Below are 16,882 nucleotides of genomic sequence, written 5' to 3' on the forward strand. Positions count from 1 at the left end.
AGCACAAAGTGCTGAACGTTGCCTGGGAAAGTAGGACGTCGCCGGTTTTAAAAAACAGAGAGTGAAAACACTCTCTGTTTTTTAGTATGTAAGAAATATTGATTACAATATTGTGGAATAGTAAAAAAGAAAATTAAATACTGGTGAATGACCAAATACCATACTGTTAATATGTGCAAATTAAAATTTCATTTTTATTATTTGCACATTTTTAATATAATTTTTTATAATCGTTATTTATTAATAATAAGAGGGTAGTGGGAAATAAAATAATAAACTAAAAAAGCTAAGAAAGTGTATTTTAATCTTGTTAAAAAATTAGTAAAAATTGGAATAGTAAATAATTAGTAAAAAACTTTTTTATTATTTCTTCAAGTGATATAGTAGAGGCTTAGAGCAGTTGTAGAAATTTATGTACTAATTCGGAGGAAATATGAGATGAAAGATATGTTTAAGAATATGAAAGTAGGTTCTAAATTAAGATTTATTATTGGCTTGATGTTAGTAATGATGGTGGTAGCTTTAACGATAAGTATCGGTTATTTAGTACAATTACAAAATTCTATTAAGTATGTTGATGAGGAGATGGTTCCTTTAATAACGGAATCGGATAATATTCGAAGAAATGTAGTTATTATTGAAAAAAATTTGTATCAGATGACATTGGTAGATGATAAAACTTTAATAGAAAATTTAAAGCAAGATAATGATAAAAGACAATCAGCAATTTTAACTTCACTTGATGTTTTAGAGAAAAATATAGCTAAAGAGAATTTACAGGGCTTTACTGATGGAATGAAAAGATTAGAGATATTTCAGGGAAAAATAGAAGGGGGTGATATAGGGGATAACTGGGAAACTGCACAGAATACATTGGTAACTCAATATACTCCCTTATGTAAAGAAACTCGAGACAATTTAGAGGACCAAGTGAATCTGGTTATAGAAGATGCGCATAAGCGTGTAGCTGATGACCGTAAAAATTCAAAATTAGCCATATATGCAGTGCTAGGCTTAATCTTTCTAGTAATAGTGTTTAGTTTTGCTGCAACTAAAAAATTAATTAAAAGCATTCTAAATCCATTATTTGAAATTGAAAAAGCAGCAAAAGATATGTCTAATGGAAAATTAGGAACGGTAATTGAATATCAGTCACAAGATGAATTGGGACAACTAGCGGATAGTTTGCGTATTTCCATGCAGACGTTGTCTTCTTATGTGGATGATATAGACAAGATAATGGATAAACTATCTGGTGGAGATTTCGATGTTCATATATCTCAAGCTTTTATCGGGGATTTTGAACACATCGAGAAATCTATCATGAGTTTTGTTGGTCGGATGTCTGATACTATTATGCAAATTAATGAATCAGCAGTTCAAGTTTCATGTGGCTCTGAACAGGTATCTAATGGAGCGCAGGCTTTATCTCAAGGGACTACAGAGCAAGCAAGTGCAGTAGAAGAATTGTCAGCAACAATTATGGAAATTTCAGAACAGATAAAAGAGAATACACACCATGCGGTATCTGCAAATGATAAGGCAGATGTAATGGGATCACAAACTAAACAGAGTAATGAAAAAATGAGCGACATGCTAGATGCTATGAATCAAATAAATAAAAAATCTTCTGAAATCAGCAAAATTATTAAAACTATTGATGACATAGCGTTTCAGACAAATATTTTAGCACTTAATGCAGCTGTTGAGGCAGCTCGTGCGGGAGCAGCGGGAAAAGGCTTTGCAGTCGTGGCTGATGAGGTACGCAACCTGGCAAGCAAAAGTGCCGAAGCTGCCCAAAATACTACAACTTTAATTGAGGATTCCATTCATTCGGTAGAATTAGGCAGTGCACTTGCTGGTGAAACAGCTAATTCACTAGCATCCGTTGTGGAGGGAACTGTAGAAATTACATCAGCTATCAATGAAATAGCGAAAGCATCTGAAGATCAGTCCTTAAAAATACAACAGATTTTAATAGGAATTGAGCAAATCTCAGGAGTTGTTCAAGCAAATGCAGCAACTACTGAAGAAAGTGCTGCAACATCTGAGGAGTTATCTGGGCAGGCACAAATCCTAAAGGATTTAATTTCTAGTTTCCATATAGGCCATAGAACAAACGAAAATTAAAGCAAACAAAAAATAGTAAGTTAAACCGATTAGAATTTAAAAATAGCATCCTTCAAAAGCAGGGTGCTATTTTTATTATGACTAATAGAGTTATTTCGCAGGGATAAAATCCATACCAGAGGTTATTGAGATATTACCGTTTTTATCAATAAAGGCAGCTTCAATTCCATCTATACTTTCAATGAGAGCAGTACCTTTTTTTACACCTAACATAAGGCAGGTAGTACTTAATGCATCGCAATCCACTGACTTGCCAAAATCTGCAACAAGAGTAACTGCCTCTACGTCTGTTTCTGCAGGATACCCTGTTTTTACATCAAGTATATGATGATACAAAACACCATTTTCTTTAAACATTCTTTCGTAAATACCGGAGGTTACAACAGTTTTATTCTTTACCTGAACAGAACCTACAATTTGCCTTCTGCCGGAGAAAGGCTTTTCAACACCTATATTCCATGCTGAACCATCTTTCTTCGTTCCTATAGCAACAATATTGCCTCCTAGATTGACAATAGCACTTTTGACACCTTTATCTACTAAATAATCACTTACACGGTCTGCAATATAACCTTTAGCAATGCCGCCTAAATCAAGTTCTGCATTTGGATCTTCAATCCATACCTTTCCACCAATCTCCTGATTTTGATTTGCACCGCTTACGGATTCTTGCTCTAAATGTATTTTGGTATAGTCAATTGTCTTAGTGGCTTCTAGTATTTCTTGTTCAGACGGAACCTTTGGATTGTCGCTATTAAAATTCCAAAGATTGGAGAGCCTGCCAACCGTTATATCAAATCGGCCTTCTGATAATTGTCCGTAATAGATTCCTTTTTGCACTAAGTCCGCAGTAGATCCAGAGACTAGAACAGGCTTGCCATTACTATGATTGACTTTATATACATCGCTTCCCTCTATTGTTTTGCTTAATTTGCTTTCGTAGGCTTTACATAGAGAGAATGTTTCATCAATCAGTTTCTGCGCATCAGTTTGTTTTATGTCGTCGTAAATGGTTATTGTACAGGTTGTGTTCAGCAGATTATACACGGTATCAGATACAGGCTCCTTTTCCTTTGCGGCACAGGAGGTTTGTGTTATAATAATTGCAGTACAAAGCAGTAAAGCTGTTAGTATTTTTGATATTTTCATAGTTAGTTCGCTCCAATTCTTGCAGGTATATGCGTTAGCGCAGTAAGCATCTGCAAATATTATAAAGATAAGGAATACCTAATGATAAAAAAAGCTGACATTATTTTAGCCATAATATTAATAATTTTTGGTGGAGTTGTCTCCCATATGGCCGCATTTGGAAATACCCAGGGAGATATTGCTCTGATAACTGTAGATGGTAAAGAATTTGGAAGATATTCTTTAGATGAAAACAGAACTATTATAGTAAAACAAAATGACCATATTAATAAGATTACCATAAAAGACGGTACTGTTTCAATGAATTTTTCAGATTGCTCTAATCAAATCTGTGTGCATACTGGCGCAATATCAAGAACTTCGCAAAGTATAGTATGCCTTCCCAACAAAATTATGGTGCAAATCATAGGAAAGGGGGAAGTTGAATATGACGCAATTTCAAACTAGCAGAGATAAAACAAAACGTCTTGCCATTAGTGCCGTATTGGCATCACTGGGACTAATTTTCTCTTATATAGAAGCCATTATACCTTTTTCTGTGGGAATACCTGGTGTGAAGCTGGGAATAGCTAACTTAGTAGTAATTATAGCACTTTATTTTTTTGGAGTTTCCTATGCCTTTTCTATAAACGTAATACGGATACTTGTAGCAGGGTTACTTTTTAATGGGGCTTTTGGTGCGTTGTACTCGCTGGCAGGGGCATGTGTGAGCTTAATGGTTATGATTGTTTTGAAGAAAACAAAATGGTTTAGTGTAGTAGGGGTAAGTATGGCAGGAGGTGTCGCTCATAATATAGGACAGCTTTTAATGGCCGCTGCAATTATATCCAATATCAAGATTTTGTTATATTTTCCGGTGTTGTTATTTTCCGGAATGATTACTGGGATAATCATTGGGATACTAGCTCATATCATCTTAAAAAAGTTAACGATACACTTGTAATAATTTAAGTAACAAGTAAACTATAAAAGGCTCCATCCGCCAAAGATGGAGCCTTTTAGGTTTAAATAATAGGTTTAAAATTCCTTTTTTCTATATATGGACATTGATAAACCCATGGAAAGTAAAAATATAAAAGCACTAACTGCTAAGATTACTAAAAATGATAAGTTACTGCTGAAGAAAGCATCAATTTTATCACCTAGTGAAAACCCATTATCATCAATGGTCATAGAAGCATTTCCATTTCCAACACTCATAACAGTAAATCCACCAAGAAAACCTATAATCATAACAATACCAATCATTATGAAACGGCCTTTCTCCACTCCAAATTTGAATATAGGCGGCAGAGAAATAGAAATCATCAGGGAACCAATTAGCATAGTCACAGCGACAGAAAATAAGCTTTCTACAAAAGGCATATTACCTATTAGTGCATTTACCAGTAATGAAAATATACCGCCAACAACCATTAAAATAAGTGCCATAACGTATTTACCTATAACTAATGTGTTTCTGGAGATAGGCATGGTCAGTGCATATTTTGCAAAACCTGCTCGATCATCAAAGGACAATGCAGTTATTGGAAGCATTGCACAGAAAATCATAATAACGCCTGTTAGAAAACTACTATTTTCAGTCATGATTGAGATGACAAAATATACACTAAAAAACAAAAGCATTGGAAGTATTTGTTTTTTTAAACTCAAAAAATCTTTTAATATTAAACCCCTCATTTTATTTCCCCCTAACACTATAAAGTAAAATTTCTTCAAGGTTTGCAGGATCGATTATAAAATTACCTTGAATTTTTTGTCTTTTCACAAGGGCACTTACACCAAAACTATTACGCTTATATCCATAAATAGCCTCAGGGTTTATTTGAGAAAGCTCTTCCTGAGTGCACTTTAATATTCCAAAGTCAGATAAGATGTCATCTTTAACATCACTTAAAAGAATGCTGCCATTGTTAATAAAGGTAATATAATCGCACACTTTTTCCAAATCACTGGTGATGTGTGAAGAAATAAGTATCGAGTTTTCTTCGTCTTGAATGAAGTCCATAAAAACATCTAAGATTTCATCACGGACTACAGGGTCAAGACCAGACGTAGGCTCATCAAGAATTAGGAGTTTTGCATGATGAGACAAAGCCACCGCGATAGAAAGCTTCATCTTCATTCCTTTAGAATACTCTTTTACCGACTTTTTTTCAGGAAGATTAAAGTACTCTACATAATGATTAAAGGTAGATGTATCCCAGCTGCTGTATATATCTTTCATTATTTTACCAATTTGTAGTAAGTTTAGATTCTCTGGGAAACAGCAATCATCTAGAACTACACCAATCTCTTCTTTTACTGAATTAGGGAGTTTTTGGCTATTGTAGCCTAAAACTGCTATTTCACTAGGCTTCACATTTCTGCCAGGATCAGTACACTTGTCGGAATTTTGAAGACCTAAAATTAATTTGATTAAAGTAGTTTTTCCTGCGCCATTTTCTCCAATTAGGCCCATAATGCTTCCCTTTGGAAGTTTGAGGCTAATGTTATCTAATGTAAAATCTTTATATCTTTTAGTAATATTTGTAACATTTATTGCATATTCCATATATTTTATTCCCCCTTTTGAAGACTTTCCAGCATGGTTATAATGTCAGACAGTTGGATTCCTGACACATATGCAAGATCAAGAATTTCTTGAAGTTTTATCTTTATTTCATGTAGGTGCTGCTCTTTAAGCTGCTGTTCATTTTGTGCTTTTACAAAGCTGCCTTTTCCCGTATAGGATTCAATGAGACCTTCCTTTTCTAGTTCTTCATAGGCGCGCTTTGTTGTTATGACGCTTATTTTTAGCTCTTTAGCCAGAAGCCGCATAGATGGTAATGCATCACCAGCAGCAAGCTCTTTTGTTAAAATTTGATTTTTTATCTGGGTGACAATTTGTTCATAGATTGCCTGGCCACTCGAATTACTTATCACTATGTTCATAAGATACCCCGTAGTTTAATCATATATGATTGATTTACAATATTGTATATACACATTATATACAATATCGCACGAGTGTCAATAGAAAATTATATAAAAAGTAAATAATAAATCCCTGTGAGGCTATCTGCAATTTAACTAATGATTGATTGAACTAATCTTTTCATTTAGGATGTTGTACAAAACGACAAAAAACTTAATAAAAGTTATTGACAAGAAACAAAAATGATGATAATATCACATTATAAATTAAAAAAGTAAACCGTAGACGAGGGAGTAAAGCTGTTAAACGATTTCAAAGCGATTCTGGGGTGGTGAAAGCCAGATAAATGACAGTCACAGCAAATGGGCCTCTGAGGGCAACGTGAAAAGTATTCTGTTATAAATTTTTGACGAAACTTAGTAGCGAAGACGTGAAGCCGGCGTTATGGGCTGAGAGTGTGATGGCACTCGTAGAGAGGATGTGTTTACAAAACGCATCAAACAAGGTGGTACCGCAAGTTAACGCTTGTCCTTGTATATTTGATATACAAGGATGGGTGTTTTTTTTTTACCCACTGAACTTCATCACACAAATTAATACTAATTGTAAAGTCTAAAGACAGAAAGGTGAAGAAAATGAAAAAGAGAGCATTAACAGTATTATTAGTTATAGTATTGACAGTAGCAGCCGTGTTTACGGGCTGCGGTGATAAGAGTACCTCAGGAGAAGGAGATCAGGCCAAAAAGGATTTGCCGACTATAGGAATTGTTCAGATTGTAGAGCATCCGTCACTAGATACGATTCGTGAGAACATTACTGCACAGCTTGAAGAAGAAGGGTTTGTAGACGGAAAAACGGTTACAATAGACTATAAGAATGCACAGGGAGACACAAATAATTTAAAAACTATTTGTCAGTCGTTTACAGCTAACAACGTGGATTTAATTATTGCTATAGCCACACCATCTGCACAGGCAGCATTAGGAGAAACAACAGATATTCCAATTGTTTTTTCAGCTGTAACAGATCCTATAGCAGCTGAACTTGTTGACAGTCTGGAAAAGCCAGGTGGAAATATCACAGGTACTTCTGATGCGGTTTCAGCAACAAAAATTTTAGATTTAGCACTTCAGATAACACCAGATATTAAAAAGATTGGTGCAATTTATAGTACTGGTGAAATAAACTCTGTTTCTGTTATCAAAGAACTTAAGGAATATGCAAAAACAAAAGGAATTGAGGTTGTTGAAGCAACTATTATGAACAGTAGCGAAATTCAGCAGGCAGCCCAGTCCTTAGTTGGTAAAGTTGATGCAGTATTCTCTCCGATAGACAATACCGTGGCTTCATCAATGCCGACTATTGTAGATGTATTAAATAAAGCGAAACTGCCTTACTATGTAGCAGCTGATTCAATGGTAGCAGATGGAGGGTTAGCAACAGATGGTGTAAACTATGAGGCATTGGGAAAGGCAACAGGTACTATGGCCGCAGATGTACTAAAGGGTGCAGACACAGCGACTATGCCAGTACAGATTATGTCAGATACGCAAGTTTATATAAATAAGAAAACAGCAAAAGAAATTGGTATTAAAATCCCTACTAATATAGTAAAAAAAGCTACAGACCTGTCAGAAAAGCAAAAGTAGACATTTATAGGGCGGGACTTTTAATCAGGTATATTTGGAGGACATTATGTTATTGACATTTCCAGCATTTATGGGTTCTTTAGAACAAGGAATGATATATGCAGTATTATCTCTGGGGGTTTTTCTCTCCTTTAGAACACTAAACACCCCCGATTTGACAGTAGATGGCAGCGTTGTAACTGGTGCCGCTGCCTCTGCTGTAGTTTGTAGTATTGGAGGCAATCCTTTTTTAGGATTGCTTTTAGCCTTTATATGTGGATGCGGAGCAGGTGCTGTGACAGCATTATTAAACACTAAGCTAAAAATACAGCCTTTATTAGCCGGTATTCTTGTTATGCTAGGGCTTTATTCTATTAATCTTAGAATTATGGGTAGTAAGCCCAATATATCGCTGATTAGAAGTAATACAATATATAAAATGGCAGAAGATATATTTCAAGAAGAATACGCTGGGTTATTTGTTGGTTTAATTATTTTAGTTATAGTAATTGCAATATTTTATTTTTTCTTAAAGACACGCCTTGGATTTGCCCTTCGTGCTACTGGTGATAATGAAGAGATGGTAAGGGCGTATGCAATTAATAGTGACGGAATGAAAGTTATGGGGTTAGCTTTTTCCAACGGTTTTGTTGCATTGGCAGGTGGAATGCTGGCACAATATCTGTCCTTTGCTGATGTTACAATGGGAACTGGTATGGTGGTTATTGGTCTTGCCTCAGTAATAATAGGCGAAGCAATTTTTGGTACAAAATCACTGTTAAGAAGGTTGGCAGCTGTTTCTTTAGGCGCTATGGTATACCGTTTAATAATTGCACAGGCACTGGCATTTGGCCTTCCAACCAGTGATTTAAAGATAGTATCTGCCATGATAGTTGTAGGTGCATTAGCTATCGGTACTTTTAGCGGAAATTTTCCGTTTAAGCTGGTAGTGGGAAAGAAGGAGGCTGAGTAGTATGTTAAAAGTTCAAAATATGCAAAAGACCTTCGGAAAAGGCACTATTAACGAAAAAGTTGCAATAAATAATTTAAGCCTGCATTTGGAGCCGGGAGATTTTGTTACGGTAATAGGAAGTAATGGCGCGGGTAAATCAACCCTTATGAATTGTATATCTGGTGTGTTCCCTATTGATTCTGGGAAAGTAATTCTGGATGGTAAGGATATAACGGGGCAGCCAGAATTTAAGCGATCAAGAATGATAGGAAGAGTATTTCAAGATCCGCTAAAGGGTACTGCTTTTGATATGACTATTGAAGAAAACCTTTCTATAGCATATAACAAAAACCATTTTCATGGTCTTCAGGCAGGCATAAATAAAAAGCAAAGAGAAATATTTAGAGAAAAATTAGCCTTACTTGATATGGGGCTGGAAGACAGGATGAAGCAGAAGGCAAGACTTTTGTCAGGAGGTCAAAGGCAGGCCTTGACTTTGTTTATGGCGGTCATGTCAAATCCGAAGTTATTGCTTTTAGATGAACACACTGCTGCATTGGATCCTAGTGCAGCGGCTAAGGTATTGGAGCTGACTAATTATTTTTCCAAGGAAGAGAAACTTTGTACTATGATGATTACACACAACATGAAAGCTGCGTTAGAGCATGGGAATAGAACCATTCTTATGAAAGACGGCCGGATTGTTATGGATGTAAGCGGGGAAGAACGCAGGGAAATGACCGTGGAAAAATTGATTGCTCAGTTTGAAATCGATAATGACAGAATGCTGCTGTAAATACCTTAACTGTAGAACATTATTTATAATCCTTCATAGTATATTATGTACCGAATGAATAAGAAGGGGAGATTTTAATGTCAGTTATTCAGCATAAATGTATTAATTCAGATTACCTTGGCTGCCCTAAAGAGCAGACCCACGTTCATGAAACTCTTGGCAGTGTAGAAATTGCAGAACCTAATTCCGACCCTCATAATCACCGTTTTGCAACAGTTACAGGCCAATCGATTCCCGTTTGTGGAAATAATCACATTCATGATCTAAAATTCCGTACTGATTTTTATGAGGAACACTTTCATGAATTTTGTGGAACAACGGGCCCTGCCATTTTTGTAGGCTGTGGCAGACACGTTCATTTTATAGAGTCAGTGACTACTATAGATGAGGGGCATAAACATGCATTTAGAGTAGCAACACTTATAAATAATCCGATTGGAAACTAACCTGATATAGGAACTAATAGGGAAATTTTTTCTCTATCCATTTATAGCGCTTTTAGTAAAAACTAAAAGCGCTAATTTTTTTCATTATTATTTTATTAATGTAAATACTTCCTCCAACGACTTTTTCGCAGGGCTCTTCTGATTTTCCTGAGGAATACCTATAGCAAACATATTTACAAAGTAGTAGCCCTCTTTTTCAAACCCAGCGTATTCTTTAAGCAGCTTCTCTATTTGTGAAGCTGCATAGTTCGCACTTGTAAGCCAGCAGGTACCATATCCTAATTCAATTGCCTTTAGAGTAAGGTTTTCACAGGCTGCACCAACACTTTGCATACCAGGGTTTCTGTATCCCATTAGATCAAGTAAAATCTCCTGCTCTGCACCAATAAGCTTGTATTCATTGTATCCAGATGGCACATATACTGTAGCCATAGTAATAATTATGGCAGGTGCTGTATCTCTCCAAAAAACTGTGAAGTTTTTGCAGAACTTTCTAAAACGATCTGCCTTCTCTTTATCAACTTTGTCCATTTCCAAACAAATAGATTCATTCTTTTCAGAAATAGCATCAGCAATTTTTTGAATAAGGTTCCTATCTTTAATTGCAACAAAGTGCCAGTTCTGAGTGTTCTTCCCAGAAGGAGCAGTTGCTGCAGCTTTGATAATATCTTGTAAATCTGCGTCGGGAATTCCACCTTCTTGATAACGCCTAATACTTTGTCTTTTCTCAATAATAGTTTGTAATTCCATAACTTCCTCCCATAAACAGATGTCTCAACTTGTATACATGCAGTTTAACACTAGTTGGTAAACAATTCAATAGTATTGGAGTATGGCCATTAACCGTGTCATTTTCTTAGATTTCTGTAAGGTGCTTCCAATAACGTACAGGCATAAAGTTTTTCTGACACTTAGGATTCGTACGTTCTTTGATGGCAATGGTCTCAAAATATTTTTTCCAGAGCGCACGATATTCCTTTTCATTTTTAGATAAGCGGGGCAGATTTGATTCCGTGAAATCGGTAATGAACCATTCCCCGCCTTGGGATACGAGAGCTTTGTCACGTTTCTTATCATGAATAATAAAAGGTTCATTTTTATACCTGTCCGTAAAATGTTCTGCAAGAAACTCCAGAACATCATGATCTGGCTCTAAAACGGCATAAAGAACTTCGCCTTCCAAAACAGAAAAACGAAGTAAACCAAATAGCCTGTGAACCTCAAAAGTAACCTTTTTTTCGGCTTTTTCTACAGGAGAAACATAAGGGTTGCCGTGAAGAAGACTTATTTTGGAACCTATTTTAAAGCCTAGTCGTATATAATTTAATAGCAGCATTTCACGGTTATCCACGGTAGAAAGAAATACTCTATATATTCGTTGCAAATCGTAGGGGGATATTTTTTTCCCAATCGCGTCATATACTTTGGTAGCTTTTTCAGCCTCCGATTGAACCTCAATAAATGAATTCAATATACTGGGCTGGTAGTTGTCAGACGTAAAAATACCCGCAGCCTTTTCTTCATAATAATGAAAATAAATACAAGTTAAAAAACCTTCAAAACTTCCATCATATAAGTAATCCACCATTTGACTCTAGTCTCCTTTTAGACGGCACAATATTTTGTGGGGAATCCAGACGGAATGAACCCGGAGAAAACATTGAAATCTGAGTTTCATCGTTAATCGGCAATAAACTACTTTTTATCCCATCAGCCTCTAAGACTTTCCCTTTTATATATTCTGGAATTAAATCTTTTGCGCCATAATATTTGCCGGAGCAGGTTAAAAAGAATCTGGCCCGTTTTAAAACTACGCCCATTTTTTTCAAATCATCATACTTTACAGCTGACACTTTTCTTTGCCGAATTATACGCAGAGCAGAAGTAGTGCCTACGCCTGGTATTCGCAGGAGTTCCTCCATAGAAGCTTTATTTACTTCGATAGGGAAAAGATTTATATTTCTTAAAGCCCAAGTTATCTTAGGATCTAAATCCAAATCAAGATTTGGCTCTGCATCTGTAAACATTTCATCAGCAGTAAAACCATAAAACCGTAAAAGCCAGTCTGCCTGATAAAGACGGTGTTCCCGTGCCAGGGGCGGAGCTGTAAAAACTGAGGGAAGGAGCGGTGAATCACTTATGGGAACATACGCACTAAAATATACCCGTTTCATTTTAAAAGAGCGATACAAACCTTCAGAAGTTTTAACAATCTGCTTGTCCGTTTCCGTTCCTGCACCAATAATCATTTGTGTGGTTTGTCCCGCAGGGGCAAACTTTTCTTTGTATTTGTAACGTGGTTCTTTAATTAGTGCACCACCACTGGCATTTGTCATCTGCCATAAGCTTCCATCTGCAATACCTGTATTAGTCCCTTCAGTCTGCAAAAAATCTTTGCCTTCAGGCTGTAGATAGTTTACAGGATTGTTCAAATTCTGTCCCTTAAACATTGTTCCAGGACCCCTTAGGGATTTCTGCTCAATTAAGGTATTTGTTATTTGTTTCATAGGTGTAAAAATCGCTTTTGCTTTCTTTTGCGGAGCAAGTCGTTGCAAACTATCTTCCGTGGGAAGCTCAATATTTACACTTAGCCGGTCAGCAACCATGCCTATGGCATGGGTTAGTTCCTGTGATACACCAGGAATAATTTTTGCGTGGATATAGCCCGCAAAGCCATGTTCATATCTTAGTATGGAGAGACACCGCAATATTCTTTCTGCAGTATAATCAGGAGATACTTCTACTGCAGAGCTTAAAAATAATCCTTCTATATAGTTACGTCTATAAAATTCCATCGTTAATTCTGCAAGTTCTTCGGGCTCAAAACTAGCTCTTTCTACATCCACACTTCGACGGTTTACGCAATACTGACAATCGTAAACGCATTTATTTGTGAAAAGAACTTTAAGTAAAGATATACATCTGCCATCGGCGGACCAGGAATGACAGATTCCTGCACATGAAGCATTTCCCATACGCCCAACATTTTTTCGTTCAACACCGCTTGTAGAACAGGAAACGTCATACTTTGCACTGTCAGCTAAAACTTTAAGTTTACCCATCAAGGAACTATCCATAGGCTTCCTCCTGATTTTTTTAAAATAGTAGTTCTTAAATTGAAGAACCTTTGTTCTATTATACCACAAGAAGAACTTTTGTTCAATTCATAAATTCTGGCAAATTTGCAAAAGATATAAGATGATTATTCGTAAGTGAGTGTTGAATATGGAGGGAGTAATGAGAAAGGGCAAAACCGCATTAGTTTTAGGTGGAGGAGGCTCCAGAGGCGCCTATGAAATAGGAGTCTGGCAGGCATTAAATGAACTGGGGGTAGAAATAAATATTGTTACCGGTACATCTATAGGTGCAGTCAATGGTGCACTGGTAGCACAGAATGATTTTGAAACAGCTAAAAAAAACTGGAAGGAACTTGAAGAAGGTACCATAACTGAGCTGACAGAAAAAAATCAATTACGTAACATTTTAGAGAAAAACCTCAGTGAAGAAGCAATTCGTTCCAGTTTAACTGAATACGGCATAGTTACTGTGGAGTTTCCAAGCTTTAAATCCCACTGTATGTTTATAGAAGAAATCCCAAAGGGTGAACTAATTGATTATATTTTAGCAAGTTCAGCATGTTTTCCGATGATAAATCCTTATGAAATTAATGATAAAAAATTTATAGACGGGGCTTATTTTGATAATATACCTGTTGAAATGGCATTAAAAAAGGGAGCCAAAAACGTTATAGTGGTAGACCTGGATTCAATAGGAATAGAAAGAAAAGACGCCTATACAGAAGCCCAATTCCTGAAGGTTATTTCCTGTAGATGGTCTTTGGGTAGCTGCGCTGCATTTGACCCAAAGAATACAAAAAGATTAATTCGATTAGGATATTTGGATACAATGAAAGGGTTCAATGTTTTTTCAGGCCAAAAGTATACGTTTATTAAAGGAGAATTTACAAAGCGGGGGCTTGCAGAAGCAGATGCGGCAGCAGCAATTTTTGAACTGGATCCAACCGTGATTTATAGCAAAGAAATACTTGATAAAAAGTTAATGGAGGCTTTCAAAGAAGAGAAAAGGAAAACTTGGCTGGAAGGGCTTAAATCAAAATTAAAGAAAGTAGTTACAAATAAACCGGCGACATTACTGGAAGAAGAAATTTTAGCCAAAAGGTATATAGAAAAGAATGGGTTAATGTGGTAAACTACGTGTATACTAGTAATGTAAAATGGAAAGATATATTTAAGGACTATAAAAGTAGATAAAAGGAATGGTGACAATCTATGAGAAAAACAAAAATAATTTGCACGCTTGGACCTTCAACAATGGAAGACGATATTTTAAGACAACTTATGCTTGAGGGTATGAACGCAGCAAGGTTAAACTTCTCACACGGGGATCACGAACAGCATGCTAAAACGTTGAACAGAATAAGAAAAATGAGGGACGAATTAGGGCTTCCTGTGGCTACAATTTTAGATACAAAGGGACCGGAGATTCGTGTTCGTAAATTTGAAAATGACAAGATTGTTTTAGAGCAAGGACAGAAATTCACTCTGACCACTAGAGAGATTACAGGAAATCAGGATATAGCAAGCATTACATATCTTGATTTGCCAAAGGATATTCATGCAGGTATGAAGATTCTCATAGATGATGGGCTTATTGAACTTAACGTACTTGAAACTGGAGAAACAGATATAGTATGTGAGGTTGAGAATGGAGGAACGGTATCCAATAATAAAGGCGTAAATGTGCCAAATTCTAACCTTTCAATGCCTTTCATAAGCTCCAAAGATTATGAGGACATATTATTTGGAATCGAGCAAAATGTTGATTTTATTGCAGCTTCTTTTGTCAGAACACCAGAGGATGTTCTGGCTATTAAGGAAATTTTAAAGAAGAGGGACTGTAGTACCATCAAACTTATTGCAAAAATAGAAAACATGCAGGGCGTAGAAAATATAGATGAGATTATTGAAGTTTCTGATGGTGTAATGGTTGCAAGAGGCGATATGGGTGTGGAAATTCCGTTAGAGGATGTTCCTGTATTGCAGAAAAAGATTATTAAAAAGTGTATATCAGCAGGAAAAGTTGTTATAACTGCAACTCAAATGCTGGATTCCATGATGAAAAATCCAAGACCCACAAGAGCAGAAGCTACAGATGTTGCAAATGCCATATATGATGGGACAAGCGCAATTATGCTTTCAGGTGAAACAGCAGCAGGTTCCTATCCAGTGGAATCTTTGCAGACTATGGTCAAGATTGCAGAACGCGCTGAAGAGGATATTAATTATAGAAGCCGATTTGCTCAGAGCAGAGAGTTTATTAAACCGGATGTTACAACAGCTATTTCACATGCGACTTGTACCACTTCTATGGACTTAGATGCTGCTGCAATTATTACCGTAACAGCTTCAGGCAGAACTGCACATATGATTTCAAAATATAAACCAGACTGTCCGATTATTGGCTGTACAAGCAATGCCAGTGTCTGGAGACAGTTAAATCTTGCATGGGGAGTTGTACCGCTTATCATTCCAGAGTATCAGAATACTCGGGATTTGTTTAATTCAGCTGTGGCAGCAGCTAATAAAGAAGGTTACGTTAAGGATGGTGAAATCGTGGTCTTGACTGCTGGGGTTCCAATTGGAATCACAGGGACCACCAACATTCTAAAGGTTCAGATTGCAGGAGAGTATCACTATTAAAAGGGATATCAGGTAGCGTTTAACTAAAATGCACCTTGTATCGATGATAGTTTAAAAAAGTGTTACTACACAGTTAAAAGCTGATTTCTATTTGTATAGAAGTCAGCTTTTTTAAGATAGTAAAAAATGTCTAAATTTGTCTAAAAATGAGCAAAAATCACATTTTATACAGCGGAGACAACATTTCATACAGAAGGTGTTGATTAAGAGTAGGGAAAATGATATAAACGGAGGGAGTAAGGGGAAATAAACGTCAAAATAAATGTTTATTTAAAATGTTTATTTAAAAGGAGGAAAAGATTATGAGAAGAAAAATCTTAATGATGATGGCCGCATTTGCCATAATGATTTGTTTAGTAGGGGGTGATAGTATCACAGCACATGCTGGTTCTATTAATGAAACTGAACCAAATAATACTAAGTTAGAGGCACAATTAATTAAAGCAAACAATCAAAAACCAAGTGACCTTCCATCAGAAATATTTTCAGAACAAGTTATCAAGGGAACTACAAGTAATGAAGACCAGGATTGGTTTAAGGTATTTTTGACTGCAGGGATAAATTATATGTCTTGCAATGGTGATCCGTATAATTTTAGCATTGAAAATGAAAGTGGCAGTTATTATTTGCAAAACAAATATTGGCATTCTAAGCAAGGTATAACTCCATATAAGTTAACGGTACCTGAATCAGGGTATTATTATGTTAAAATTACAGGTATGACATCTTCCACAAGTAGTTATCTTTTTGCTATAGGCGGACCTACATACGATTTAGGTAAAATAGAAGTTTCTTCTCAAGAGGGCAGTATTACTATGAGGAGCGGTAGAACGCAAACTGCAAACTTTAATATTACTAACAATAATAATCTGCCAGAGAGAGCAATAGTTTATTTTATACGGATGGATGGATTAAAAACCACATCAGCTAAAAATGTCAGCGTATCAAATAGTCAAGGTAATTCAATTTCATTACAGCAATACGTGTGGCAGAAAAATGGGCTTGCAACTTTAAATATGGAAGCTAGAGATAACTGGAGAGCTACTTTTACCTATCATAAAGATACAACTTTTACACCTACTCTAGTACTAAGGTATGTTTATCCAGTAATTGAATAATCTAATGAAACAGAAAGAAGGACACA

The 16,882-nt window shown here is 36.1% G+C and carries 17 protein-coding genes; 10 read left to right on the forward strand and 7 right to left on the reverse strand.

The genetic code is table 11. The annotated features are described in order from the left end of the window. Positions 1 to 438 precede the first annotated feature (438 nt). On the forward strand, positions 439 to 2,130 hold the full coding sequence (locus RTW14_RS11700; protein ID WP_312651467.1) for a methyl-accepting chemotaxis protein: 1,692 nt from the start codon (positions 439 to 441) through the stop codon (positions 2,128 to 2,130). A gap of 90 nt (positions 2,131 to 2,220) precedes the next feature. On the opposite strand, the gene RTW14_RS11705 is transcribed toward RTW14_RS11700, so the two are convergent. After that, positions 2,221 to 3,279: an FAD:protein FMN transferase gene (locus RTW14_RS11705; protein ID WP_312651470.1), complete on the reverse strand. Its 1,059-nt coding sequence runs from the start codon at positions 3,277 to 3,279 to the stop codon at positions 2,221 to 2,223. An 81-nt stretch (positions 3,280 to 3,360) separates the two neighbouring features. Between RTW14_RS11705 and RTW14_RS11710 the strand changes: the two genes are divergently transcribed. Together RTW14_RS11710 and RTW14_RS11715 are read left to right on the forward strand one after the other, a co-directional pair. After that, positions 3,361 to 3,726: a NusG domain II-containing protein gene (locus tag RTW14_RS11710; RefSeq protein ID WP_312651475.1), complete on the forward strand. Its 366-nt coding sequence runs from the start codon at positions 3,361 to 3,363 to the stop codon at positions 3,724 to 3,726. Continuing rightward, positions 3,707 to 4,222, forward strand: a complete 516-nt coding sequence (locus tag RTW14_RS11715; protein WP_312651477.1) for a Gx transporter family protein — start codon at positions 3,707 to 3,709, stop codon at positions 4,220 to 4,222. The genes RTW14_RS11710 and RTW14_RS11715 overlap by 20 nt, the downstream gene beginning before the upstream one ends. 74 nt (positions 4,223 to 4,296) lie before the next feature. On the opposite strand, the gene RTW14_RS11720 is transcribed toward RTW14_RS11715, so the two are convergent. The 3 genes from RTW14_RS11720 to RTW14_RS11730 are packed head-to-tail and all read right to left on the reverse strand — an operon-like array spanning position 4,297 to position 6,213. Continuing rightward, positions 4,297 to 4,959, reverse strand: a complete 663-nt coding sequence (locus tag RTW14_RS11720; RefSeq protein WP_312651479.1) for an ABC-2 transporter permease — start codon at positions 4,957 to 4,959, stop codon at positions 4,297 to 4,299. Position 4,960: 1 nt separating this feature from the next. After that, a complete protein-coding gene (locus RTW14_RS11725) occupies positions 4,961 to 5,833 on the reverse strand; it encodes an ABC transporter ATP-binding protein (RefSeq protein WP_312651481.1) in 873 nt (290 codons plus the stop codon). A gap of 5 nt (positions 5,834 to 5,838) precedes the next feature. Beyond that, entirely contained in the window at positions 5,839 to 6,213 is a 375-nt protein-coding gene (locus RTW14_RS11730) for a GntR family transcriptional regulator (RefSeq protein ID WP_312651484.1), read from the reverse strand. Positions 6,214 to 6,831: 618 nt separating this feature from the next. On the opposite strand from RTW14_RS11730, the gene RTW14_RS11735 reads away from it, so the two are divergent. The 4 genes from RTW14_RS11735 (at position 6,832) to RTW14_RS11750 (ending at position 10,018) form a co-directional block, all read left to right on the forward strand. Beyond that, a complete protein-coding gene (locus tag RTW14_RS11735) occupies positions 6,832 to 7,845 on the forward strand; it encodes an ABC transporter substrate-binding protein (protein ID WP_312651488.1) in 1,014 nt (337 codons plus the stop codon). Positions 7,846 to 7,891: 46 nt separating this feature from the next. Beyond that, on the forward strand, positions 7,892 to 8,797 hold the full coding sequence (locus RTW14_RS11740; protein WP_312651491.1) for an ABC transporter permease: 906 nt from the start codon (positions 7,892 to 7,894) through the stop codon (positions 8,795 to 8,797). Between the two features lies 1 nt (position 8,798). Further along, on the forward strand, positions 8,799 to 9,572 hold the full coding sequence (locus tag RTW14_RS11745; RefSeq protein WP_312651493.1) for an ABC transporter ATP-binding protein: 774 nt from the start codon (positions 8,799 to 8,801) through the stop codon (positions 9,570 to 9,572). A 77-nt stretch (positions 9,573 to 9,649) separates the two neighbouring features. Then, positions 9,650 to 10,018, forward strand: coding sequence for a YmaF family protein (locus RTW14_RS11750; protein ID WP_312651496.1), 369 nt, complete (start codon positions 9,650 to 9,652; stop codon positions 10,016 to 10,018). 87 nt (positions 10,019 to 10,105) lie between these two features. Here RTW14_RS11750 and RTW14_RS11755 read toward each other — a convergent pair whose 3' ends face one another. The 3 genes from RTW14_RS11755 to RTW14_RS11765 form a co-directional block, all read right to left on the reverse strand. Then, entirely contained in the window at positions 10,106 to 10,768 is a 663-nt protein-coding gene (locus RTW14_RS11755; RefSeq protein ID WP_312651499.1) for a nitroreductase family protein, read from the reverse strand. A gap of 106 nt (positions 10,769 to 10,874) precedes the next feature. After that, the gene (locus tag RTW14_RS11760; RefSeq protein WP_312651502.1) at positions 10,875 to 11,606 is read right to left on the reverse strand and encodes a TIGR03915 family putative DNA repair protein; all 732 of its coding nucleotides are present in this window, start codon (positions 11,604 to 11,606) and stop codon (positions 10,875 to 10,877) included. Next, a complete protein-coding gene (locus RTW14_RS11765; RefSeq protein ID WP_312651505.1) occupies positions 11,587 to 13,095 on the reverse strand; it encodes a putative DNA modification/repair radical SAM protein in 1,509 nt (502 codons plus the stop codon). The genes RTW14_RS11760 and RTW14_RS11765 overlap by 20 nt, the downstream gene beginning before the upstream one ends. A gap of 160 nt (positions 13,096 to 13,255) precedes the next feature. Between RTW14_RS11765 and RTW14_RS11770 the strand changes: the two genes are divergently transcribed. The 3 genes from RTW14_RS11770 (at position 13,256) to RTW14_RS11780 (ending at position 16,856) form a co-directional block, all read left to right on the forward strand. Further along, a complete protein-coding gene (locus tag RTW14_RS11770; protein WP_312651508.1) occupies positions 13,256 to 14,227 on the forward strand; it encodes a patatin-like phospholipase family protein in 972 nt (323 codons plus the stop codon). A gap of 80 nt (positions 14,228 to 14,307) precedes the next feature. After that, on the forward strand, positions 14,308 to 15,738 hold the full coding sequence (gene pyk / locus RTW14_RS11775; protein ID WP_331654441.1) for a pyruvate kinase: 1,431 nt from the start codon (positions 14,308 to 14,310) through the stop codon (positions 15,736 to 15,738). Between the two features lie 302 nt (positions 15,739 to 16,040). Continuing rightward, complete coding sequence (locus tag RTW14_RS11780) at positions 16,041 to 16,856, forward strand: hypothetical protein (protein WP_312651511.1); 816 nt, start codon at positions 16,041 to 16,043, stop codon at positions 16,854 to 16,856. Positions 16,857 to 16,882 lie beyond the last annotated feature (26 nt).

Source organism: Aminipila sp. (genome assembly GCF_032051575.1).
Lineage (GTDB): Bacteria > Bacillota > Clostridia > Peptostreptococcales > Anaerovoracaceae > Aminipila.